This is a genomic window from Streptomyces cyslabdanicus (assembly GCF_052663305.1).
This window is the reverse complement of record NZ_JBQRUW010000056.1, coordinates 1-22820: the sequence shown is the minus strand read 5'-3', so window position 1 is coordinate 22820 and position 22820 is coordinate 1. Positions and strand designations below refer to the sequence as shown.

Sequence of the window (22820 nt, the reverse complement as noted above, 5' to 3'; positions counted from 1 at the left end):
GAGCCGCTCACGCCAGCCCGCACGGGGTGTAGGTGAATGCCTCGGGCGGCAACGGGACTCCGTAGGTTCGCAGTTGGTGGGCGCGGGTGAGCACCGCGGCGCCCTCGAGCAGGTTGAGGGCGATCTGCACCACGGACCGGTTCGCCGGGTCGGCCAGGAACGTGCCCGCGACCCAGCAGTTGAACGCGCCCATCGCCGGACCGCACCAGATCTGGTAGTCGGCACGCCGGGCGGACTCGCCGGTGATCGCCCACCGGCTGGAACTGCCCAGGTACCAGCGGAAGACCAGCGCCATACGGTGCTTCGGATCGGCCTCCGCGCGCGTGATCTCCGTGGGGTCGCGCCGCTCCCAGAACGCGCGCGTGCGCTGCCAGACCTCCTCGAACGAGGCGCGCAGCACGTCCCGTTCGATCGCGGCGCGCACCGCGGGCGGGATCTCCTCGAGTGCGCCGTGCGCCCGGTAGGCCGCGTGGAGCCGGGCGGCCCGCTGGGCGAACATCGTCCCTCTGGACAGCACTTGCAGGGTGACGCCCAGCTCGAACATGTCCGCCGCCGGTGCCATCGCCACGTCGGCGACGTCCGCCTCGCAGAGCATCGCCTTGGCCTCGTCGGACAGGCCCGCCTCGACGGTCGTCTGGTTCACCGATCCGACAACCACGTAGGACGCGCCGAGGGCGAAGGCGGCGGCCACCGCGGCCGGCGTGCCGAGCCCGCCGGCCGCGCCGATCCCGACCGGCTTGGGGTAGCCGAACCGCCGGCACAGCGTGTCGCGCAGCAGGAGGATCCTCGGCAGCAGGGCCGACAACGGCCGGTTGTCGGTGTGACCTCCGCTGTCGGCCTCCACGGTGATGTCCTCGGCCACCGGCACCAGCGCCGCCAGAGCGGCCTCCTCCGAGGTCAGCTTCCCTTCATGGACGAGCCGGTCAAGGAGCGCGGCCGGGGCGGGGGAGAGGAACCTCTCGGCCACCTCGGGCCGGGAGACCTTGGCGAGCATCCGCGTGCGCCGGACGATCCCGCCGTCGGCGCCCCGGCGCAGCCCCCGGGCCGAGCACAACACGACGGCCGGGGTCAGCTCCATGAACGCCGACGCCGAGATCCGGGGCACACCACAGCGCAGCAGCAGCTCGGCGACGCGGAACTCCAGCGCGGGTTCGGCCGGTGAGTGGATGAGGTTCACGCCCCAGTTCGGCCGGGACCGCAACTCCCGGGCCAGCGCGTGCACGGCCCGCTCCACCTCGGCGTGGTCCAGGCCGCCGGCGCCGAAGAACCCGAGCATCTCCGCCCGGGCCATCGCGGACACCATCGCGGTGGTGGCGATGCCGTTCGCCATCTCGCCCGCCACATAGGGGAAACGGACGCCGTGCGCCTCGCAGAAGGTGCGCCCGCCGAGCCACTCGGGGTACAGCGGCGGCAGCGTGCCGAGCACCGGGCCTTCCGGTACGGGACCGGTCGCGAGCCCCAGCTCACGGCCGCTCGGCCCGCTGACGACGTGTACGGGCTCCCGGATCCGTCGGGCACGGGCGGCGATCTCCCCGAGAGTGAAGACCGGCGGGGGCGCGGCGGGGGCGCCGGGGGCGCGGAGGACGGGCACGGAGCGACTCCAGCGGAGAGGGAGAGGAGGACGCGCGGGTCAGGCGTACGGGGCGGACGGGACGACGGCGTCGGGCGTGAGCGCGGGCGTGAGCGCGGGCGTGAGCGCGGGCGTGGGCGGCGGCCCGGAGGGAACCCGGTCCCTCGGGGCGAGGCCCGACCACAGGTAGTCGACGTCCACCCGTCCGGAGGCCGTCGGCGGCCCGAACAGGGCCCGCACCCGGGTGTCGTCGAAGCGCCGCCGGTGGGTCAGGTAGGCCGTCAGACCCGGGTAGAAGTCCAGCAGCGCCTCCAGCGCCGACGGGTCGTCCGGCTTCATGGCGACCAGGTCGATCGACCGCTGGACCGCCCGCTCCAGGAGGGTCACGATCGTCGGCAGCGGCACGTCGCGGTCATGGACGACGTGGTACGTGTCGACTCCGCCCGAGGGGGTCCGGCCGGCCAGTCGCACCATGACCTCGGCCGCGTGCTCCACCGGCACCAGGTTCAGCCGGCCGTGCGGATGACCCACCATCCGGACGCAGGGACGGCCGCCCCGCCCGGAGCCGTGGGGGCCGTCGGGCCCGCCGCCGGCGTCGCTCTCGCTCCCGGCAGCGGCGGTGCGTCCCGCGTCGCGCAGGATCCGCTCGACGACCTGAAGCGGATGCGAGGGCAGGTCCGGGTGCGGCGGCAGGTCCGTGACCAGGATGCTCGGCCGCAGCACCACGACCGGAAGGCGGTGCTCCCGCGCCCACCCGTGGATCAGCGTCTCCGCCTCGTACTTGGAGCGCTCGTAGGCGTTCTCGAAGCCGTACGCGTCGTCCAGCTCGTCCTCGTACACCACCCCGGTACGCCGGCTCCCGGCCACGAAAGCGGTACTCACGTGGTGGACCACGGGTCTGTGGTGTCCGGCGGCAGCCAACTCCAGGACGTGCCTGGTCCCTTCGACGTTGGTCCGGCGCAGCTCGGGAAGCTCTCCCTCCAGGTTGATGCTGCCCGCGCTGTGCCAGATCGTGCCGAGACCGTCGGCCAGCTCCTGGAACGCGCCCCTGGACAGCCCCAGCCCGGGCTCCTCCAACTCGGTCTCCACCACCCGCAGCCGGCCGGGGAGCCCGGCGACGAACGGCTCCGGCGCACCGGTCAGTGCGAAGAACCGGGTGATGCGGTGCAGCGCGTCGCCCGACCCCGCGTGGACCAGGACCGTCACCGACCGGTGTGTGTCGAGCAGACGGCGCAGCAGACGCAGTCCGAGGAATCCGGTGGCGCCGGTGAGGGCGACGTGCATGACCTTGGCTCCAAGGGCTCCGAAGAGGGACAGGACCGCGACCGCGGGCGAGGGCGGCGAAGGCCGGGTCGCTGCGGCGGCCGGGGAGCGGGACGCAGCCGACCGTCCCACGGCGTGGCGTGACACCGACGGGAGCGGCCTGATGATCGTCGGCGCACGTCACACAGTGTCAGATGGTGGACGGCGACAGCGCCTTCGATCCCGCCGGCTCACCTGAACGGATGACTCACGCCACTCTCTGCGGGTGCCCCGGACCGCTCTTCGAAGCCCCGGTCGCGAGCCAGGGCGCCCGGTCCTACGGGCGCGACCGTCGCCGCTGGACGGAGCAGGCCGCTCGACGGCCTGTCCTCCCTTCGGGTGATCTCGCCGACGGCAACGGGGAGGCGGTTCGGGGCGGTTCCGCCTCTGTGCCGGCGGGCGGTGCGGGGCGTCGAGCCCGGTGGGGCGGGGGAGGGCGCGTACTCCGGGCGCAGGGGAATTCGGTGCTCTGCGGCGCCCGCCGGCGCGTACGACCGCTCACCGCGGCCGGATATAAACCGTGGTGATCCAGGCCGAGGTGACGCGTTCGGTACCGCCGCGGATCCGCACGGGCCGACGGCCCTTCCGGCCGGTGTTCCGTCCCGGTCGGTCGGGACGGTCGAGTGCCCGGCCTCGCCCCGCCCGCCCGTCGGCACGATTGGAAGTTCCCCGATGCCCGTGTCCGTTCCCCCGGCCCGGTCCGGCCACCCCACCCACGCGGTCGATCGCGCGTTCCTCGGCATGGAACGCCGCCACCCCGACCTCCGCTGGGACGCCGGCGGCGTCGCCTACATGAGCGGGCCGCCCCCGGCCCTGGCGGACCTCCGCGCGTACGTGGGCTTCCGCCTGAGCGAACTGCCCCTGCTGACGAGCCGGGTCGAGGGCGGCCCACGGCGCTCCCGGTGGCGGCCGGACGCGGACTTCGCCGTCGACCGGCACGTCCACGAGGTGGTCGCGGAGGGACCCGAGGGGTGGGACGGCGCCCTGCACACCGCCCTCAACGCGTCGTTCGCGCCCGGCGCCTACTGGGGGGTCTGGCTGGTCCACGGCCACGCGCCCGACGAGTACGCCCTGTGCTACCGCTTCCACCACGCCTGCCAGGACGGTTCGGCTGCCGCGATGACGTTCCGGGCCATGCTGGGCGAGGGGGAGCCCTCGGCCCGCCCGGTGCCGGGGAAGGGCCGGCTGACCGGTCTGCCCCGGCGGGTGGGCACGGCCGTGGGGCTGGCGGCGATGTTCATGGCCGGCTCCTTCGTCGTCCGAGGCCGTCGTTCGGCCGTCCCCTTCGTCCCCGCGGGAGAGCGGCGGCTGTGGCGGGGCCGCGTGTCGGCGGACACGCTCCGCAGGATCGGCGCGGCGCGTGGCGGATCGGCCCACGACGCCCATCTGGCCGCTCTCGCCGGGGCGTTGTCGGCCTGGTCGGCCGAGTCCGGCGTACCGCTTGCGCGGGTGACGGCACTGCTGCCCGTCGACGCGCGCCGCCCGGACGAGGAACAGACCTGGGGCAACCGCTGCTTCGCCCTGCCGCTGGAGCTGCCCGTCCGGCCCGTCCCGGAACGCGGGACCAGGCCCCAGGAGGGCGACGCGCCCCTGCGGCGCCTGGAGCACGTTATGGGGACGACCCGGAAACTGCGGGGCGAGGCATGGCGGCAGGCCATCCAGGACCTGGTCCGCCACATGCCCGACCGCCCGACCGAGTGGTACCTGCGAAGGATGCTCTCCCCGCGCGTCACCCAGGTCATGGCCACGTCCATGCCGGTCGCCGACAAGGGCAGCCTGGGGAACACCCAGGTGACGGGCGTCGCCCTGCTCCCCCTGCTCGTGCCCGGGAACCTCTTCGGAGTGGGCCTGTCGTTCTTCGGCGACTGGGCCGAGGTGGCCTTCGTGTCCGACCGTGCCCTTCCGCACGGGGAACTGCTTCCGGAACTGTGGGAGCAGGCCGTGGGCGAGCTGGAAGGGGCCACGGCACCGGAGTGACCGGGGCGGCACGGGGGTTACGTCATTGTCAGTCGACGGAGTCCATGAAGCTCAGCATCCTGCGGTTGATCTCGTCCGCGTGGTCGATCTGGGGTCCGTGGCCGGTGTCGGAGATGATTTCGGCCCGGGCGCCGGGTATCAGGCGTGGGACGCGCTCGACTTGCCTGTGCGGGTGCACGAGGAGGCTTCGCTTGCCGAGCGCCAGGTAGAGCGGGGTGTGGAGGGTGGACAGTTCGTCCTCGGTCAGAGGCAGTGGGGCGGGACGGCGTATGCGGTACGCGCGAACGCCCAGCCTGATCATGGCGCGCAGCTCTGGCACGACGAGGACCGGCTGTTCCAGCCACGCTGCCAGTCGTGGGCGCAGCGCCTTGGGTGCGAAGGTCGCGAACAGGCTGGCGAAGATCCACACGAAGAAGCGCAGACCTACTCTCTCCAGGCCGCCGGGGTCGAGGAGTGAGACCGAGGCGAGGCGGTCGGGCCTGCGCTGCGCTTGGTTGAGAGCGAGCCATCCGCCGTAGGAGGAGCCGACCAGGTGCGCGCGTTCAAGCCCCAGCGCGGCAAGCGTCTCGTCCAGCCACTGAGCGGCGCGTTCGGGTTGATGGATGGGCGCGCTCTGGACACTGCGGCCGGGATCGCCCGGGGTGTCGATCGCGTAGACCGGGCGGGCGGCGCTGAGGGCGGGGGTGTTCGGGTACCACATGGCAGAGCAGGAGCCCGCTCCGTGCACCAGGACGACGGGGGTGCGTGACTGGGCGGCCGGGTCCGTGGGGCCGTACCGGTAGACGTGCGTGGTGCCGAAGGAAGTCTCCACGTCCGTTTCGGCGTGAGCGGGAGCTCCCAGCGCATAGACCGCGTCGCAGGCCGCAAGGTAGCGGTCGCGCCAGGCGTCGCTCACATAACGGCCGACATCGGCCTGGGAGCGGGTCGGGGTCGGGGGCATGTCCACCTCCGGGTGTCGATTCTTTGTGGTACGAACGTATCACCTTGATGGTACGGATGTATCATCAAGCTGGGACGGGGCGGACCCGTCCAGTGGAAACAGCGAGCGGAGGGGCGGTCGATGCCCAAGCGCGTGGACCACACAGAGCGGCGCACCGAGATCGCCGAGGCGCTTCTTCGGGTGGCGGCGCGACGCGGGCTGCATGCCGTGGGTATGCGCGATGTGGCAGCGGAGGCGGGCGTCTCGCTGCGACTCGTGCAGTACTACTTCGAGACCAAGGAGAAGCTGCTGCTCTACGGGCTGCAGCATTTGGCCGAGAGGTTTGGGGAGCGGGTCACCGCCCGGGTTCGGGCCGTCGGCGACCATCCGGGACCGCGCGCGGTGATCGAGGCGATACTGACGGCGGCCTTGCCGACCGACGAGGAGAGCCGCACCTTCCACCTCGTCTACACCTCGTACGCCGTTCTGTCCGTCACCGACAAGGTGCTCGCCGCCCAGCCCTTCATCGCGAACCCCGATGCGGCCGAGAGCGCCCTGGTCGCTCTCCTCCAGCAGGCGCAGGAGGGCGATCTCGTCCAGCCCGGCGTGGACGCGCCTCTGGAAGCCGTCAGCCTGCTCGCCATGTCTGCGGGACTCGGGACCAGCATCCTTGTCGGCCAGCGCAGCCCGGAGTCGGCCGCCGCGGTTCTGGACCATCACCTGGACCGAATCTTCCGAGGAACCCTTGCCGGCGCGAAGACGCGGACGCGGGAGTGAGGTCGCTTCTCGGAACAACGCCCCGTCTGTTGAGGGGGCCTGCCGCAGAGCCTGCACTCGCCAGGCCAGGGCCTGCCTGGCCTCGGCGCGCAGGGAAGCGCTCAGCCGCAGCGGATCACAGGGCGTCGGCCGCCGGGGCGCCGCCGGTCACCGCGGAAGGAGCCGGGACGGTGCGGCGTGCGCGCCGTCTGCCTGCTCGCCGTTCGAGGCGCAGGGCCCTTCGGTAGGAGCGGAAGTCGATTTCGATCCCGTGGCGGTAGGAGGACACGTACGTCCTGCGATGGCGGCGCCACTCGCGCGCGATCGCCCGCGTCATGTCCGCGGGTGACGGCAGGGCGACCGCGCCCTCGATCAGCTCGGCGATCCACTCCGCCTGCGGTTCGAGCAGCGGGAAGGCCGCACCGGAGGGCTGCGCGAGCCCCATGAAATAGAGCCCGGGAACGCGGGGCGGGACCGTCCGCAGATACAGCTCCGTGCGGCCGTCGGGGGCGGCGAACACGGAGGGCTCCAGGAAGGGGAACGAGATCTTGTAGCCCGTGGCGTACACGACCGCGTCCACCGGTTCACGGCTGCCGTCCGTGAACACCGCCGTGTCCCGGCCGAACGAACGGACACCGGGCTTCGGTGTGACCGCGCCCCGGGCCAGTTGGACGAGGAGTTCGTCGGAGGTCGAGGGGTGGCGGGCGAGGGGCCCGCGGTCCGGTTCGGGGAGCCCGTACCGAGCCGGGGCGCCACGGGTGAGTCGCAGGAGGAGCCGCAGCCCCGGGTCCTTCAGAAACCTCGGGACATCGGACAGCGGACTCCACACCAGATGGTCCGCCGGACGGCCGAGCAGCATCTTGGGGAAGAGGTGCGCCGGGTCGCGCGCGGAGAGGAACGTCCGCGCCGCCGTGCGCGAGATCTCCGCCGCGATCTCGCACCCGGAGTTGCCCATGCCGATCACCAGCACCCGCCGACCGGCGTACGGGGCGGGGGTGCGGTAGTCGTGCGAGTGGATCGCGGTCCCCTCGAACCCCTCCGCACCAGGCACGGCCGGTGCCGGGAGGCGCGGATCCCAGTGGTGCCCGTTGGCCACCACCACAGCGGAGTAGCGCCGCGGCTCCCCGGCCGCGGCGCCGCGGCGCCGGCAGACCACCTCCCAGCAGCCGTCGTCCAGGGGCCGCACCGAGGTGACCTCCGTGCCGCACACGATGTGGCGGTGCAGGCCGAACGACGCGGCGTAGTCCTCCAGATAGGCCAGGACCGCGCTGTGGTGCGGAAAGACCGGGCAGGTCCCGGGCATGGCGAGGGAGGAGAAGGACATGCTTTCCTTCGAGATGTTCGCGTGCAGCGACGCGTACACCCCCGACATACCGTTGTCGTTGCCGTACCGCCACAGTCCGCCGATGCCCGACCCCGCCTCGAAGCAGTCGAACGGAACGTTCCGCGAGGCGAGGACCTTGCTCGCGGCCAGGCCGGACGGGCCGGCGCCGATCACACATGTTCTCCGCACGACTGACCGACCTTCCTGGACCGGAGTGGAACCCGGGCGCGCGGACCAGCCGGCCCCCCGGTCCCGGTCACGCTAGTCGCCCCCAGTCGCCGTGAGACCCGCCTCCGCCGGTGAGAGCGCCGCACGCGTGACGTGGTGCGCACCGGATTGACGCCGTGGAACCGGGCCGTTCCCGGCGCCGTTTCCCCTGCGCCGCCTGCTCGTTGGGAACCAGCGGGCCGGTTCCGCCGCCGACTCGGACGACGCGGACCGGTTCCGTGGCCATCCGGAAGACCTTGGCACGACGGAGCAGCGCGATGGACGTCTCAGATGTGCACCACTCCTACCGGCAGCACGCCGTTCTACGGGGAGTCGACCTCCGGCTGCGGCCCGGCGTCCTCGCCGGGATCGTCGGGGAGAACGGCGCCGGCAAGACGACGCTGCTGAAGATCCTCTCCGGTGAACTCAGGCCGGACCGGGGCTCGGTGCGCCACAGCGGCCGGTTCGGCTACTGCCCGCAGTCCGTCGTCCTCGACGACGCGTTCACCGTCCGCCAGCACCTGGACTTCTTCCGGCACGCCTTCGGGCTCGCGGACCTGCGGCGGGCCGAGGAGGTGATGGAGACCCTGGCCTTCACCGAATACCTCGACCAGCGTGCGGGTCTGCTCAGCGGCGGCTCACGGCAGAAGCTGAACCTGACCCTCGCGCTTATGCACGACCCGGACGTACTGCTGCTGGACGAGCCCTACCAGGGCTTCGACTGGGAGACGTACCTGCGCTTCTGGGAGCTGGCGACGAGGCTGCGCGACGCCGGGCGCTCGGTGCTGGTCGTCTCGCACCTGGCGTACGACATCGACCGGCTGGACCAGCTGTGGCGCCTGGAGTACGGGCGCCTGAACCACCGGGACCGGTGCGCGGAGGCGGCGGCATGAGGCGGCACTGGTCGCTGTTCACCACGGCCTCCCGGTACGCGCTGATCGGCCACGCCCGCAACCGGTTCGCGATGCTGCTGGTGGTGGTGTACATCCCCGTGTGGATCGCCCTGGCCTACGTGACCATTCCCGACCGGCCGGCACCGTTCCGGCTTCGGGCCACGGGCGAGGTCCTGACCCCACCGGGCAACCACCTCACCCAGATCACCGGCGCCCTGAACGCGGTGACGCTGATCGCCGGGTTCATGATGTTCGCCGCCACCTTCACGGGCGGTGCCTTCGACCGGCGCCTGGCCATGGCGGGGTACCCGCGCCACCACCTCGTCCTCGCCAAGCTCTCCGCGCTCACCCTGGTCTGCGCCGCCGTCGCCGCATACGCCACGGCCGCCGCCGGCTTCGCCTGGTCCCCCCGGCAGCCCCTCATGCTCACCGCCGCGCTGTTCTGCGCCGCCCTGACCTACGGCGCGCTCGGAGTGGTCTTCGGCTCGGTGCTCCGCCGCGAGGTGGAGGGCATGTTCGCCATCCTGATGATCAGCGTCATCGACGTCGCCCTGCAGAACCCCCTGTCGAGTTCGGGGTCGGACAGCGCCGTCGTGCGCTTCCTGCCGTCGTACGGAGCCGTGCAGGCCAGTATGTCCGCGGCCTTCTCCACCGCGCCGGTGGCCCAAGGCCTCGCGATCCAGTCGCTCTGGCTCACCGGGGCGGCGCTGGCCGGGCTCATGGTCTTCCGCCGCCGCACCCGTGACGCGCTCCCGCCGGTACGGGCACGGGCCGCCGTGTCCTGCGGTCCCAATGATCGTTCTCCAACCGGGAGTTGATTCCCCCTCGAACCGTCACATTCTTCACGCAAGGAGCACCCCCATGACGCTGTCGCGTACCGTCCGGCGCACGGTCCTCACCACGGCCTTCCTGTCCGCCTCGGCCCTGGTCTGCCCCGCCTCCGCGCAGGCGGCGGCCCCGCTGCCGCCCGCGTGTCAGGAGGCGCTGCTTACCACCCTCGACAAGTTCCCCGTCACGGACTTCACGGTCCCCGACAAGGTCCAGAACGCCATGCTGGTCGAGGTCATGAACCTGAGCGACGCCGACCAGCAGGCCTTCACCCAGGAGGCGTGCGCGGCCTGGAACGACTGGGCCACCAAGAACGGCCAGGCGGTGGCCACGGACCTGGACACCCGCTACCGGAACGCCGCCGGACCCGCGTGCAACAAGTTCACCGCCTCCGCCATCGGGACGATCAAGAAGTACGCCCCGAACATCCCCGCCCAGACGCGGGAGTTGGAGAAGGTGGCCAAGAAGGTCTGGCAGAACACCATGCAGAAGCTCTCGACGGAGGCCACCAACACCGACTGCCGCAAGGCCTACAACGGGGTCAAGGCCGGCTGGTAGCAGGACCCGGCGGACGACGCCCCCGTCGCCGACGGCACGGAAGCGCCCCGGCGCCCCGGTTGCGCCGGGCGGTTCAGCCCCTCGCCGTGAGGGACCGCCTGGTGACGGGGAAGTCGAAGTAGGTGTCCGGGAGGCGGCCGTGACAGACGGCATCCCGGACGTGGCCGTGGAGATCGCCGCCTCGGAAGAACGCAAGCGGCAGACGGCGAAGCAGTTGGAGGAACTCGCGCCGACCGGCGCACCGGTGTCGTACGCCAGTGCGCCACCCTGTGCGACACCTGCGTCCACCGGCCCTGCAACCCGGCGCATCTGGCGTCCCGCCGCGTCAAGGAGATGCCCCGGGCAGCCGCCGCCGAGGGGCGCTGACTTCACCCACGATGCGGTGGTGAAGCTTCCGGCGCTGCTTCGCCCGGCTCTTGTGCCGGTTTCGCGGTGACTACGGACTCGGTCGGACGGCGGATGCTGCGCGTGGCCAGGTAGAGCGCCGAAGAGGCCATCAGGACCGCCATCACGGCGAGCATGACGCGATAGTCCACCAGCGCGATCAAAGCCGCTCCGGCGGCGATGGCCGCCGTCTGCGGTATCCCTATCAGCACGTTCAACGCGGCATCGGTTCGCCCCATCAGCGAGGCGGGCGTGCGCCGTTGGAAGGCGGTCATGGCGCCCGCAATGATCAAAGGCAGGCTGGCGCCGATGAACACGGTGCCCGGCGCGACCGCGAGCAAAGAGGGGACGGCACTCAGCAGGAAGCCCGCGGCGGCGAAGGCCAGGCCGAACACCACCGTCAGCGCTTCCCCCGCACGCCGCATGAGCACTGCGGCGGCAACCCCGGCTCCTATCGCCCCCGCACCTTGCAAGGAACTGAGGACACCGAGGAAGGCCGGTGGGCGGTGCAGCCCCGCGTCGACGACGGCGAAGAGCACTGACTCGGAGAAGCCGAAGGCGACAATGGCGAGCACGACGGCGACGGTCAACTGGCGCAGGACGGGGGCCCGTGCGATGTAACGGAAGCCGGCGGCGATCTGGGCGCCGGTTTCCTCGTGCTGAGCCGGCTGCGGGCGATCCTCCTGCTGTCGGATCCGTGCAATCAGCAGGGCTGCGAGAGCGAAGGTCGCCGCGTCGCCCACGACCAACGGACCCAGGCCGAACGCGGACAACACGCCCGCACCCAAGAGCGGCGCGATCAGCCGCAGACCCTGCAGCAAGGTCTGCAGGAGGCCGTTGACATCGCCCAGGTGCTTCGGCGGGATCAGCGTCTGGGTGAGTGCGGTCATGGCCGAACTGGTAGCGCCGTTGGCCAGCCCGTACAGAGTCATGACGACGTAGCAGATCCAGACGCCGTGGCGGTCGTGCACCAGTAACAGCGGCAGGACCAGCACCGCGGAGACCAGGTTCAGGACGATCAGGAGCGGCCGACGACGCAGTCGGTCCACCAGCACGCCGCCCAGAGGTGCCCCCAGGGTGCCGAGAATGAAGGCGAAGAAGGTAAGGCCGGCCGCCGAGTTGCTGCCGGTGAGTTCCTTGACGTGGACGCCGAGGGCGATCCACAGGGCATTGCTCCCGGCGGTGTCGATCAGCCTGGCAAGGAGGAACAGGCGGACGTCGCGGCGAGCGAGTAGTGCACGCACGGTCAATCCTCCAGCGTTCGCGGGGCGTCGGCGGGGAACGTGAACTGGATCAGCTCCATTGCAAGGGAGCCCTCGGGGCGCAGCGACGGATCGTCAAGGCGCTCGCGGTAGCGAAAGGTAAGGGCAGTCAGCTCTTCCTTGAAGGATTCGGCTTCCTCAGGGGTCAGATAGAAGACCGACTCGGCAGCACTGGTGATCTTGCTCCAATGCTCGGGGAACGCGTACCGCATGGCGCCGATCTTGCGGATCCGTTCCAGCCAGGAGTCCCACAGCATGGTGCCGAGCGCAGCCGCGGCGATCGCCCCTTCCGGGCCGGAATCGTCGACCGTGAAGCCGATGTGGGCACGCCGCCAGGGGCGACTGCGACCGGTGCCGCCTCCCGCTTCCTCGACGAAGCCGTACTTCGCGAGGGTGCGCAAGTGGAAGGCACAGTTCGTCGGGGACTCTCCCACCATCTCGGCGGCTTCGGTCGCGGTCAGCGGCTCGCGCCGGTTCAGCGCTTCGAGCAGAGCGAGGCGGGTGGGGTGTGCAACGGCCCGCATGGCCTTTGGGTCGGTGAGCTTGCGATGCTCACGTGGAGCAGCGCCTGCAGCGTCGAAAGACATGTTTCGAGACTCTACGCTCGAAACGTGTCTTTCGAAAGGTGCTGTGCTCCGGTCGCGCAGGAAGCGACCATCACGTGACTGGTCTGCGGGGACTGACCCCACGTGCTGTGCCGCGGGTGTTCGGCAGGCATCTCCGGGTCGGCAACGTCGGGCGGACCGACGGCCGAGCACCGCACACGAGGCGGTAGTGCGACGGGGCTACGCTTTCCGGGCCAGCCCGGCGGCGATGAGTCGCTCCCAGACGGTGAGTTCCCGTTCGCCGCCGCCGTGCCACGGGCCCTCCACCACGTCCGGACGCCACAACGGCGCGGGAACGATCCCGGGTTCCAGGATCTCCAGACCGTCCAGCAGGGAGGCGATCTCCTCGTCGGTGCGCCACCGGCCGCGGCCGAAGGTCTGCTGGAGGACTCTCTCGGCCTCCGCCGTCTCCGGGTTGTTGCCGGAACGGAAGTGGCTGACGAAGAAGTAGCTCCCGGAGGGCACCTGGTCGCGCCAGTAGCGGACGATTGAGGCCGGGTCCTCCTCGTCGTTGACGTGGTGGAGGATGGCGCTGAAGACGACGGCGACGGGGCGTTCGAAGTCGATCAGGTCCAGGGTGTCCGGGTGGGTGCGGATGTCCTCGGGGTTCCGCACATCGAGGGGGACGACCCGGGTCCGCTCGTTCTCCTCCAGCAGTGCCCGGCCGTGGACCAGCACCTGGGGGTCGGTGTCGACGTACACGACCCGGGACTCGGGAGCGTGGCGTTGCGCGACCTGGTGGACGTTGTCGGCGGTCGGAAGACCACTGCCCAGGTCGATGAACTGCCGTACACCGGTGGTCGTCGCCATCTCCTCGACCGCCCGGGTCAGCGCCGCGCGGTTGGCGAAGGCGATGGCCACCGAACCGGGAAGGTCGCGTTTGAACACGTCGCCGATCTCCCGGTCAGCGGCGTAGTTGTCCTTGCCGCCGAGCAGGTAGTCGTAGACGCGGGCGATGCTGGGCTTGGTGGAGTCGATGGAGGAGCCGTCAACGGTCATGGCGACCATCCTGCCCGCGACGCGGCCCGCCGATCATCACTTTCCGTCAGCCCGCGGCCGATCGCGCTCCTCCACCTGTTCGCGTGCGCGTGGGAACATGTGGCCATGTGAGCACGGCTGCCGTTCGGGGAAGGGCTGCGGGCTGACCTGGGTTCGCCGCGCCGGGCTCGCAGGCTGGCCGGCAGTCCGCGATCACGGGTGTGACGGGCCGATCTGTCCGGCACGCTGGTGGTGGTCAAGCAGCTCGTCGAGGGCCCGGAGGCCGCTGGGAGAGATGCCCGCGAGGTGGCTGCGCTGCGGCTCGCCTGCCGGGTTGGCCCGCCCGTCGTGCCAAAGCTCCTTGGCGCCGACCCCGTCGAACGGTGGAGCACTTGGACGGTCAACCGCCGCCCGACGACTGGGCCGTTGGCTATGCCGAGACGCTGGCCCGACTTCACGCGGCCACCACCCCTGACGACGTCGGCCTTCTCCCAGCCTGGTCCGGTCCCACTGGAGAGGACACGGCCTGGCGCCATGCGACCGGCGCCGATCTCCCGGACGACTGCGACCCGGCACTCAGCTTGGCGCAGCGGTACGGAGCCAATCGGTGAGCGCGCGGAAGTCGGCGTCCACGAGACCTCTGGTCGGGGCGACGCGATGCAGGAGCGACGGCCCGGGATGTTGGGCAGCGACCCAGAGGCGGTCCATGGTGCTGATCTCGTCGTCGACCCAGATGAACGGCCGGCGGTCGGCCCACTCGACAAGGCGGCGGGTCTTCCAGTGCAGGCCGTGCGGGCTGTCGTCGGCGCAGATGTCCGGCCACTCCACGACGGGCAGCCTCGGCAGCCCGAGGCGTGGGGCGACGACCTCGTTCGCTTCCTCCATCCATGTGGAGGCCCACACGAGGTGGCAACCCAGGGCCATGAGGCGCGGCCCAAGACCGGGATCGAGCCGCGCCAGCAGCGGGTTCCCCTCGTCGAGGGACGGGTGGAAGCCGGAAGCAGGGGCCGGCAGGGGATCGGACGACGACCCGAACGGGATGAGTGGACCGTCAACGTCGAGGAAGAGGAAGGGGCGCTCCGCTGCGCTTGTCACGGTGGCACGATAGCGGCGTGGCGGGGGAGTGAGTGACACTCTCCGCCCTGGGCGGTCCGTTCTCCCCGGTGGGCGCCGGAGGATTTCGGGGAGTGGCCCGCCCCGCACACGGGGCACATCCTGCCGGCGGTCAGGTGCTGGTCATGGTCGGTCGGCGTGGAGACCGGACCCCTGCTCGTCGGCGGTGAGGTCGCAGCCGGTGACGGCGTGCACGTAGGAGTACAGGGCCGAAATGACCTCGGGGCGGGTTCGGCGGCCGGCCAGGATATCCATCTGGAAGCCGTCTTCCATGGCGACGAGGCAGGCCGCGATGACCCGGGGCGGCGTGGTGAGGCTGAAGTGGCCCTGCGCCCGGCCGAGGACCAGGATGCCGTTGTAGGCGGAGACCTGACGCTCCGTCAGGCTGCTGTCGAGTGCCGCCGCCCGAGGGTCGCGCAGGCTGCGCGGCCAGTATTCGAACAGCAGCCGGGGCAGTTCATCCTCGGGGCCGGCGGCCACCCCTGAGGCGATACAGGAGCGCAACTGGTCGCGGGCGTCGTCGAAGGCGTCCGCCAGGGACTCCCGCTCGGTGCCGAAGCGCTCGATCGCCTGCTGGTAGGTCTCCTGCATCAGCTGATCGAGATCGTCGTAGTAGTACAGCACCGCGGCCGGCGTCACGCCCGCCTCCTCGGCCACGTCGCGCAGCCGCAGCCCCTCCAGCCCCTTTCTGAGCAGCGCCCGCTGGGCCGCCTGGCTCAGTTGGGTCCGTCGCGCCTGCTGATCCTTCGACCGTGCCACCGAACCGTACCCCCTGGATTGCCCGACCGGACCGCTCGACCGGACCGTTCGACGTGATGGAAGTCTGAACCTGACCAAAAAGATACCCGCTCATCCCTTGACGTTGCAGCCGAAGGGTTCCTTAAATCTGCGTTTAACGAAAGGGGGACGCGTCGCACCGTCGCACACCCCTCACTCCGGGAGGCACCTTGAGTACCGCTCCGCCGACCGGCGTCGCATCCGACGCCTCCACCACCGCCGACAAGGGACTGCGCCACGGCTCCGTGGGCCTGATGGCCTCGATGGCCCTGGGCCTGTCGTCCGCCGCGCCGGCCTACAGCATCGCCGTCACACTGGGCTTCGTCACGCTCGCCGTGGGCAAACTGGCCCCGGCCGCACTCCTGCTCGGCTTCGTGCCGATCGTGCTGACGGCGTTCGCGTTCCGCGAACTCAACCGCGAGATGCCCGACTGCGGAACCACCTTCGTATGGAACACCCGGGCCTTCGGACCGTCCGCCGGATGGATAGCGGGTGGGTGGGTCCCCCAGTTCGCCACGCTGCTCGCGATGGCCGCGCTGTCCCAGGTCGGCGCGACCTATCTGCTCACCCTGCTCGGCCTGGACTCCCTGGCTGCCCGGCCCGCCGCGGTCACCGCCACCGCCGTGCTGCTCATCGCGTCGGTCTCCGTCCTGGCCTACCGGGGCATCCAGCTCGCGGCGAGCGCCCAGTACCTCATGCTGGGGCTGCAACTGGTGGCCCTGGTCGGCTTCGGGGCCGTCGCCCTCGCCCGGGACGGCGCCGCCACGCCCTCCCTGTCCTGGATCAACCCCTTCGCCTTCCCCGACATGGGCCGCATGGCCGAGGGCGTGCTGCTGTGCCTGTTCATCTACTGGGGCTGGGACAGCCTGATCACCGTCAACGAGGAGACCAAGGACAGCACCCGCACCCCGGGCCGGGCCGCGCTGCTCTCCACCGTGCTACTCCTCGGCGTCTACGTGTTCACCGCCTACTCCGCCGTGGCCTTCGCCGGGACCGGCACGGACAACCTGGGCCTGGGCAATCCGCAGACCGCCTCCGACGCCCTGGCCGCACTCGCCCCGCCCGTGCTCGGCAGTGCGCTCGCCAAGGTCGTCGAACTCGCCGTCTGCGTCTCCGCGATCGCGGCGCTGCTCACCTGCCTGGTGGCCAGTCCACGCAGCGCCCTGTCCATGGCCGCCCACGGCGCTCTGCCACCGGCCCTCACCCGGATCCACCCCCGCTTCGGCACCCCGGCCTTCGGCACCGTCTGCTGGGCGGTGGCCGCCGGGTTCGTCCTGGTCGGCCTGACCGCGCTGTCCACCGACTTCCTCGGCGACGCCATCAGCTGCCTCGGCCTGCTGATCGCCTTCTACTACGGCGTCACGGGCTTCGCCTGCGCCTGGCACTTCCGCGCCGAACTGCGCACCTCGGTGCGCGACCTGTTCCTCAAGGGCGTCCTGCCCGTCATCGGCGCGCTGATGATGCTTGCCGCCTTCGTCCGCAGCGCCGTCGACATGATCGACCCCCACTACGGAAGCACCTCGATCGGCGGTGTCGGCGGCGTCTTCCTGCTCGGCATCGGCTCGATCGTGCTCGGTGCCGTCCTGGCTCTCGCCCTGCGCTCCCGCTACCGCCGCTTCTTCAGCGACGGACGTACCACTGTCACCCAGCTCATCGTCACCGAGGACTGATCATGCCCACGCCCCCGCGTGCCCTGACCGTCGCCGCCCTTCAGACCACGCCGGTCCCGCACGACCCGGAAGCCACCTGGCAGCGCTACGCCGAGCGGGTTCGCGCCACCCGGAGCCTCTTCCCGCACGTCCAGCTCGTCGTCGTCCCCGAGTTGATGCTCGCCGCCGAGGCCCCCCTGCTCCAGGCCGCCGAGAACTGGATGGACCGGGCCGCGGTCACCGTGCCCGGACCGCTGACCGACCGCATCCGCGACCTGGCCGTCGAGACCGGGCTGTGGCTGGTACCCGGGACCCTCTACGAGCGAGCCGAGGACGGCACCGTCCACAACACCGCCCTCGCCGTGTCCTCCGAGGGAGAGATCGTCGCGGCCTACCGCAAGGTCTTCCCCTGGCAGCCGTACGAACAGGCCGCGCCCGGCGGGGAGTTCACCGTCTTCGACATTCCCGGCGTGGCCCGGATCGGCCTGGCGATCTGCTACGACGGCTCCTTCCCGGAGACCGCGCGCCAACTCGCCTGGCTCGGCGCCGAGATCATCCTTCAGCCCACCCTGACCACGACACGCGACCGCGAGATGGAACTCGTCATGGCCCGCGCGAACGCCTGGACCAACCAGGTGTACGTCGTCAACGTCAACGCGGCGGACCCGGCGGGCACGGGCCAGAGTCTGATCGTCGACCCCGAGGGCGTCGTCCGCCAGCAGGCCGGACCCGGCGAGGAGATCCTGGTCGACACCCTGGACCTCGGCACCGTCGACCGCGTACGCGCCCTGGGCAGCAACGGACTCAACCGCCCCTGGGCCCAACTGGCCCACTACGGTGGCACCATCAAGCTCCCCGCCTACGAGGGCGGCACCTTCCGCACCCCGCACTGGGCCGATGAGCAGCCGGGCACCACGAGTGGGGGAGCCTGACCTCCGACGGGTAGGACACCGGGGCGCCCGGCGGCGGTGCCGCGGCCGAACGCGGTCAGAGGGGCTGGAGCCGGGTGCGCAGGAGGCAGAATTCGTTGCCTTCCGGATCGGCCAGGACGTGCCAAGTCTCCGCGCCGGTCTGGCCCACGTCGACGGGCCTGGCGCCGAGAACGAGCAGCCGCTCCAGCTCGGCGTCCTGGTCGCGGTCGGTGGGGCTGACGTCGATGTGCAGGGGGAGCTTCGCGGTCCGCGGGTCGCTGCTGGGGCTGACGACGAGTGTGGGCCGCGGGCCGCCGAAGCCGGTGTCGGGCGGCCCGATCTCGATGCTTCCGTCGTCTTCCCGGCCGAGTTCGACATAGCCGAGGACCTGGCTCCAGAACGCGGCGAGGCGTTCGGGGTCGGCGGCATCGAGGACCAGCTCACTGATGCGGCATGCCATGCCCGTCAGTGTAGGTAGGGGACGACGTGCCACGCGAGCGCGTTCTCACCGAGATCAGACGGCGGCTTCGCCCGCCGTACTGGAAGAGCCGTGCCGCACGCCACTATGTGGGGCGCCATGCCCGTCGCCGTCGAGGCCGACGGCACGACTTCGACAGGGCATCGTCGACCGCGGGGCCGGGTCGGGCCAGGTCAGGTCGGGCCAGGTCGGATCGGCTTCGGGGGTTGTGAGGAGCCTCTTCCCCGGCTTATGGTCGTCCTGACGATAATCGGGGGAAGGGGCTTCCTGGATGACCACGACGACGGTGGGCAAGCGCGCCGCGACCGGAGCACTGACCGGACTCGCCCTCGGGGACGCCCTCGGCTTCCCGACCGAGTTCAACGACGTGCCCTCGATCCTCGCCAAGTGCGGTCCATGGCGGGAGATGGAACTCCCGCAGCGCGCGTTCGTCTCCGACGACACGCAGATGACCCTCGCGCTCGGACACGGGCTCAGGACCGCCATGGACCGGGGCGTGCTCACCCCGAAACGGCTGGTGCGGCCGCTGCGCGAGGAGTTCGTCGACTGGTACCAGTCGCCGCAGAACAACCGGGCCCCGGGCAGGACCTGCCTGACCGCCTGCTCCCTGCTGAAGGCGGACGGACGGGCCTGGCAGGAGGCCAGCCAGATCGGCTCCAAGGGCTGCGGCGCCAACATGCGTGTGGCCCCCATCGGACTCGCACCCGGGCTCAGCGACGAACAGCGCGCCGGCGCGGCCCAGTTGCAGTCCGCGCTCACCCACGGCCATCCGACGGCGCTGGCGGCCTCGGACCTCACTGCCCGCGCCGTGCGGCTGCTCGCCCAGGGCGCCGACCCCGCCGGACTCGTCGCCCGACTGCGCACATACGCCCACGACAACCGCACCCGCTACCACCACACCTGGCTCGGCGACCTGTGGACCCGCTCCCAGGACCCCACCCCCGAGCACTTCATCGCGCGCGGCTGGGACGAGTGCCTGGAGATCCTCGACCGGCTCCAGGAGGCCGTGCGCACCGTCTCACCGGAGGCCGACCCGTGCCTGGCCACCGGTGCGGGCTGGGTCGCCGAAGAGGCCTTCGCCACCGGTCTTCTGTGCTTCCTGCTCTTCCCCGACGAGCCGGTCACCGCCCTGCGCCGAGCCGCCTGCTCCTCCGGCGACTCGGACTCGATCGCCTGCCTCACCGGCGCCTTCGCGGGCGCCTGGCTGGGCGCGGAGGCCTGGCCCGCCCAGTGGGTCGACCGGATCGAGTACCGGGCCGAGCTGCTGGCGCTGGGAGCACTCTGGGACGCACAGGGGAGCACGTTCATCCGCGGCAACCATCCATGACGAGGCGGGACTTCGTTACGTACGTGTGAGATGCCTCCCGGCCGAGGAATGGCACACTCCTGCCTGCGATGAAGGGATACGCCATGAAGAAGCGCCTCAGACCCCTGCTGCTGGCCGGCGCGAGCCTGACCGTGGCCGTCGCCGCGAGCGCGTGCGGCCCGGCCGATGAGGGGGCCGCGTCGGTGAAGCCCGCGGCCGCCGGCGCAGAGCCGACGGCCGGGGCCTCCACGACCCCGAAGACATCGGCGAGTTCACCGGCGAGCCCCTCGGCAAGCCCCTCGCCGAGCGCATCGCCGAGCCCCGCCCCCGCGCGCACCACGTCCAGCCCCACACCGGAACCAGCACCCGTCAAGAGCACGGCCACGCCCCGCACGCGCGCCGTCTGGCCCCGTGGCGCCTTCGCCCGGCTGACGTTCGAGATACCCCCGGGCTGGACGCTGACGCAGTACGGCAACGATGCCTGCGTGCAGCCCGTACACCGGGCCGGGCTGCCCACGGTGCTCGGCTGCGCCGGAATCGCCGTCAAGTCCGGCGCCATCGCCGGCAACGAACTGCGGCCCTACGCGGCTCGTCAGCCCGGCGGCTGGTACGCGGCTGCCGACGTCCAGCCCTGCCCGGTCCGGCCGACCCTCGCGGACGGGTCCTTCAACGGCATCACCAGCGGCACGTCGTCGCCGCCGGTCGAATCGGGCCTGCGTCCGGTGGGCGACCGCACGGCGGCCTACGACCGCTGGACGGCCGCCTGCGCGAGCGGCTACGGCTTCTCACCCCAGGCGTGGTACCTGCCCGTCTCCCGGGTGCTGTTTCTGGACTACACGGGGCACGCTGAGACAACCCGGGTGCTGGAGTCGGTGCGCTTCCCCGGCTGATCGCCAAAGGCGAGCCGGCGGCGACCTCGGCGACGCCTCGGAAACCTGTGGCGCGTTCTTGCACCCGAATGCTCAGCCGTTCTCACTCCGTCGGCCCCTGCCGTCGGGCCGCGTGACGCGGATGGCGCAAAGCTCGAGAGGTGGGGGTCCATGGGAAGGAAGGCCTGCATGACGGCATCCCTGGTACTCGGCTTCATACGCCGTACGAGTCGGAAACCCTTCATGGTCGCCGGATGCGCGGTGGCTCTGTGCACGTCCGCGGCAACCCCGGTCGCCGCCGCCGGTGACACGAGCGGCGGCAAACCCACCGTGGTCCTGGTGCACGGAGCGTTCGCGGACGCCTCCAGCTGGAACGGTGTCATCGCGCGACTCCAACGCCGCGGCTACAGAGTCGTGGCGCCCGCCAACCCGCTGCGGAGCCTGTCCAGCGACTCCGACTACATCGCCTCGGTGCTGGACAGCATCAAGGGCCCGATCGTCCTGGTGGGCCACTCGTACGGTGGCGCCGTCATCAGCTCGGCGGCAGCCGGCAACCCACGGGTCAAGTCCCTGGTGTACGTGGCGGCCCAGATGCCCGACAAGGGAGAGAGCCCCGCAGCCCTGGCCGCCCGATTCCCCTCCGCCCTCGCCAACGCCACCACGTCGGTCCCCTACCGTGCCGGCGGCATCAGCGGAACGGACATGTACATTCGGCCGGACAAGCTCCACGAGGTCTTCGCCGCCGACCTGCCGCAGAGCATGACGAATCTGATGGCAGCGACCCAACGGCCCGCCGCGGTGGCCGCGTTCTCCGAGAAGGCCAAGGCGGCAGCATGGCGGTCCATTCCGTCCTGGGCCCTCGTCGCCAAGCAGGACAAGAGCATCAACCCGGATCAGGAACGCTTCGAGGCGAGGCGCGCCGGTTCTCACACCGTGGAGATCGACTCCTCCCACGTGGCCATGATCTCGCATCCCGACGCGGTCACCGACCTCGTCCTCCAAGCCGCCACCGCGGCTGGTTCCGCCCACACATCGCGGGTGGCCTCCACCGCGGGCGGCGGCTGAGAACCAGAAGACCCCTGCTCGCACCGTTCTGGGAGAATCCATGGCACCGAAGCCCCCTGTTCCGCCGTTCACCCGGGAGAGCGCGATCGAGAAGGTCCGTCTCGCCGAGGACGCATGGAACACCCGGGACCCTGAGCGTGTGGCCCTCGCCTATACCGTCGGCAGTCGCTGGCGCAACCGTGCTGAATTCATCAACGGACGCGAGGAGATCGTCGCCTTTCTCACCAGGAAGTGGGCCAGGGAGCTGGACTACCGGCTCATCAAGGAGCTGTGGGCCTACGACGGGAACCACATCGCCGTACGCTTCGCCTACGAGTGCCACGACGACTCGGGCAACTGGTTCCGCTCCTACGGGAACGAGAACTGGGAGTTCGACGAGGAGGGCCTGATGCGGGTCCGCCTGGCCTGCATCAACGACCTCCCGATCAAGGAAGAGGAACGTCAGTATCACTGGCCCCTCGGCCGTCGTCCCGACGACCACCCGGGGCTCAGTGACCTGGGGTTCTAGCACGTCAGCCACCGCCCGCGCCCCAAAGGCGCGGGCGACCGCCTTCCCGTACCGCGTACGGCGCCGGAGCACCGCCTGCTGCCGGGACCGGTCAGAGTGCTCCGGTGAGGTCTCTGTCGAGTGCGTGGCGGTGTGGCGGGTTGATGTTGTCGCTGGTGGTGGTCCAGCTGTGGGTGAAGGCGACGGGGATGTCGAGGGCGAGGAAGTTCTTCCCGTCTTCTGTTCGGGCGCGTAGGTGGAGTCGGTGTCTGGCCACGGGTACTGTCCTGGGGATCTGCAGGTCCCAGGTCTGTTTCCAGGGGCCGGCGGGTGGGTGGGTGTCGCCGGAGAGGTGTGTGCCCATGTGTGCGAGCAGGTCGGGCAGCTTGTAGCTCTTGTCCAGTATTTTCATGGGGCCGATCTTCATGATGACCCTGCAGGTGACCTGGGTCAGGTCGACGGTCTCTTTGAGGTAGCTGTCCATTTCCCAGCGGACCGGGTGTCCGAGGCGCGGTAGCGCGGGGGTGCAGGTGATGTCGAGGATGTCCATGACGTAGTTGTCGTCGCTCGCGTCCTCCACCAGGCGATTGTTCATATCAGTC

The 22820-nt window shown here is 70.9% G+C and carries 23 protein-coding genes; 11 read left to right on the top strand and 12 right to left on the bottom strand.

Going from position 1 to position 22820, the window contains the following annotated elements; all coding sequences use genetic code 11:
- Window positions 1–7: 7 nt before the first annotated feature.
- Together ACTYVM_RS30520 and ACTYVM_RS30515 are read right to left on the bottom strand one after the other, a co-directional pair.
- Complete coding sequence (locus tag ACTYVM_RS30520; protein WP_445529068.1) at window positions 8–1591, bottom strand: PfaD family polyunsaturated fatty acid/polyketide biosynthesis protein; 1584 nt, start codon at window positions 1589–1591, stop codon at window positions 8–10.
- Between the two features lie 39 nt (window positions 1592–1630).
- A complete protein-coding gene (locus ACTYVM_RS30515; protein WP_445529067.1) occupies window positions 1631–2854 on the bottom strand; it encodes an SDR family oxidoreductase in 1224 nt (407 codons plus the stop codon).
- A gap of 690 nt (window positions 2855–3544) precedes the next feature.
- Between ACTYVM_RS30515 and ACTYVM_RS30510 the strand changes: the two genes are divergently transcribed.
- Complete coding sequence (locus tag ACTYVM_RS30510; RefSeq protein ID WP_445529066.1) at window positions 3545–4849, top strand: wax ester/triacylglycerol synthase domain-containing protein; 1305 nt, start codon at window positions 3545–3547, stop codon at window positions 4847–4849.
- A 28-nt stretch (window positions 4850–4877) separates the two neighbouring features.
- Here ACTYVM_RS30510 and ACTYVM_RS30505 read toward each other — a convergent pair whose 3' ends face one another.
- Complete coding sequence (locus ACTYVM_RS30505; RefSeq protein WP_445529065.1) at window positions 4878–5789, bottom strand: alpha/beta fold hydrolase; 912 nt, start codon at window positions 5787–5789, stop codon at window positions 4878–4880.
- Between the two features lie 120 nt (window positions 5790–5909).
- Here ACTYVM_RS30505 and ACTYVM_RS30500 point away from each other — a divergent pair, with 120 nt between their 5' ends.
- Window positions 5910–6545, top strand: coding sequence for a TetR/AcrR family transcriptional regulator (locus ACTYVM_RS30500; RefSeq protein ID WP_445529064.1), 636 nt, complete (start codon window positions 5910–5912; stop codon window positions 6543–6545).
- A gap of 115 nt (window positions 6546–6660) precedes the next feature.
- On the opposite strand, the gene ACTYVM_RS30495 is transcribed toward ACTYVM_RS30500, so the two are convergent.
- On the bottom strand, window positions 6661–8037 hold the full coding sequence (locus ACTYVM_RS30495) for a flavin-containing monooxygenase (RefSeq protein WP_445529063.1): 1377 nt from the start codon (window positions 8035–8037) through the stop codon (window positions 6661–6663).
- 296 nt (window positions 8038–8333) lie between these two features.
- On the opposite strand from ACTYVM_RS30495, the gene ACTYVM_RS30490 reads away from it, so the two are divergent.
- From ACTYVM_RS30490 to ACTYVM_RS30480, 3 genes are read left to right on the top strand one after another with little or no spacing between them, the layout of a single operon-like run.
- Window positions 8334–8948: an ABC transporter ATP-binding protein gene (locus ACTYVM_RS30490; protein WP_445529062.1), complete on the top strand. Its 615-nt coding sequence runs from the start codon at window positions 8334–8336 to the stop codon at window positions 8946–8948.
- A complete protein-coding gene (locus ACTYVM_RS30485; protein ID WP_445529061.1) occupies window positions 8945–9766 on the top strand; it encodes an ABC transporter permease in 822 nt (273 codons plus the stop codon). The genes ACTYVM_RS30490 and ACTYVM_RS30485 overlap by 4 nt, the downstream gene beginning before the upstream one ends.
- Before the next feature lie 43 nt (window positions 9767–9809).
- Window positions 9810–10334 carry a hypothetical protein gene (locus ACTYVM_RS30480; protein WP_445529060.1) on the top strand — a complete coding sequence of 175 codons (525 nt, stop codon included), beginning with the start codon at window positions 9810–9812 and terminating at the stop codon, window positions 10332–10334.
- Window positions 10335–10702: 368 nt separating this feature from the next.
- Here the strand turns inward: ACTYVM_RS30480 and ACTYVM_RS30475 are convergent, their stop codons facing one another.
- From ACTYVM_RS30475 to ACTYVM_RS30455, 5 genes are all read right to left on the bottom strand, one after another.
- Window positions 10703–11962 carry an MFS transporter gene (locus tag ACTYVM_RS30475; protein WP_445529059.1) on the bottom strand — a complete coding sequence of 420 codons (1260 nt, stop codon included), beginning with the start codon at window positions 11960–11962 and terminating at the stop codon, window positions 10703–10705.
- A gap of 2 nt (window positions 11963–11964) precedes the next feature.
- Window positions 11965–12567, bottom strand: coding sequence for a winged helix-turn-helix domain-containing protein (locus ACTYVM_RS30470; RefSeq protein ID WP_445529058.1), 603 nt, complete (start codon window positions 12565–12567; stop codon window positions 11965–11967).
- Between the two features lie 198 nt (window positions 12568–12765).
- On the bottom strand, window positions 12766–13584 hold the full coding sequence (locus ACTYVM_RS30465; RefSeq protein ID WP_445529057.1) for an SAM-dependent methyltransferase: 819 nt from the start codon (window positions 13582–13584) through the stop codon (window positions 12766–12768).
- 555 nt (window positions 13585–14139) lie between these two features.
- Window positions 14140–14658 (bottom strand): HAD domain-containing protein, encoded by a 519-nt coding sequence (locus ACTYVM_RS30460; RefSeq protein WP_445529056.1) that lies wholly within the window; start codon window positions 14656–14658, stop codon window positions 14140–14142.
- A gap of 141 nt (window positions 14659–14799) precedes the next feature.
- Window positions 14800–15435 (bottom strand): TetR/AcrR family transcriptional regulator, encoded by a 636-nt coding sequence (locus tag ACTYVM_RS30455; protein ID WP_445529055.1) that lies wholly within the window; start codon window positions 15433–15435, stop codon window positions 14800–14802.
- Between the two features lie 188 nt (window positions 15436–15623).
- On the opposite strand from ACTYVM_RS30455, the gene ACTYVM_RS30450 reads away from it, so the two are divergent.
- Together ACTYVM_RS30450 and ACTYVM_RS30445 are read left to right on the top strand one after the other, a co-directional pair.
- Window positions 15624–17123 carry an APC family permease gene (locus tag ACTYVM_RS30450; protein WP_445529054.1) on the top strand — a complete coding sequence of 500 codons (1500 nt, stop codon included), beginning with the start codon at window positions 15624–15626 and terminating at the stop codon, window positions 17121–17123.
- Window positions 17124–17125: 2 nt separating this feature from the next.
- A complete protein-coding gene (locus ACTYVM_RS30445; protein ID WP_445529053.1) occupies window positions 17126–18034 on the top strand; it encodes a carbon-nitrogen hydrolase family protein in 909 nt (302 codons plus the stop codon).
- 55 nt (window positions 18035–18089) lie between these two features.
- On the opposite strand, the gene ACTYVM_RS30440 is transcribed toward ACTYVM_RS30445, so the two are convergent.
- Complete coding sequence (locus tag ACTYVM_RS30440) at window positions 18090–18473, bottom strand: VOC family protein (RefSeq protein ID WP_445529052.1); 384 nt, start codon at window positions 18471–18473, stop codon at window positions 18090–18092.
- A 289-nt stretch (window positions 18474–18762) separates the two neighbouring features.
- Between ACTYVM_RS30440 and ACTYVM_RS30435 the strand changes: the two genes are divergently transcribed.
- On the top strand, window positions 18763–19818 hold the full coding sequence (locus ACTYVM_RS30435) for an ADP-ribosylglycohydrolase family protein (protein ID WP_445529051.1): 1056 nt from the start codon (window positions 18763–18765) through the stop codon (window positions 19816–19818).
- On the opposite strand, the gene ACTYVM_RS30430 is transcribed toward ACTYVM_RS30435, so the two are convergent.
- Window positions 19796–20182, bottom strand: coding sequence for a hypothetical protein (locus ACTYVM_RS30430; RefSeq protein ID WP_445529050.1), 387 nt, complete (start codon window positions 20180–20182; stop codon window positions 19796–19798). The two genes, ACTYVM_RS30435 and ACTYVM_RS30430, sit on opposite strands and share 23 nt — an antisense overlap.
- 100 nt (window positions 20183–20282) lie before the next feature.
- Between ACTYVM_RS30430 and ACTYVM_RS30425 the strand changes: the two genes are divergently transcribed.
- The 3 genes from ACTYVM_RS30425 to ACTYVM_RS30415 all read left to right on the top strand — a co-directional run bounded on the left by ACTYVM_RS30425 (window position 20283) and on the right by ACTYVM_RS30415 (window position 22239).
- Window positions 20283–20687, top strand: a complete 405-nt coding sequence (locus ACTYVM_RS30425) for a hypothetical protein (protein ID WP_445529049.1) — start codon at window positions 20283–20285, stop codon at window positions 20685–20687.
- A 168-nt stretch (window positions 20688–20855) separates the two neighbouring features.
- On the top strand, window positions 20856–21731 hold the full coding sequence (locus ACTYVM_RS30420) for an alpha/beta fold hydrolase (protein WP_445529048.1): 876 nt from the start codon (window positions 20856–20858) through the stop codon (window positions 21729–21731).
- A 40-nt stretch (window positions 21732–21771) separates the two neighbouring features.
- Window positions 21772–22239 carry a nuclear transport factor 2 family protein gene (locus ACTYVM_RS30415; RefSeq protein ID WP_445529047.1) on the top strand — a complete coding sequence of 156 codons (468 nt, stop codon included), beginning with the start codon at window positions 21772–21774 and terminating at the stop codon, window positions 22237–22239.
- A 91-nt stretch (window positions 22240–22330) separates the two neighbouring features.
- Here ACTYVM_RS30415 and ACTYVM_RS30410 read toward each other — a convergent pair.
- Window positions 22331–22820, bottom strand: a 490-nt coding sequence (locus ACTYVM_RS30410) for a hypothetical protein (RefSeq protein WP_445529046.1), incomplete at its 5' end; no start/stop codon positions are given.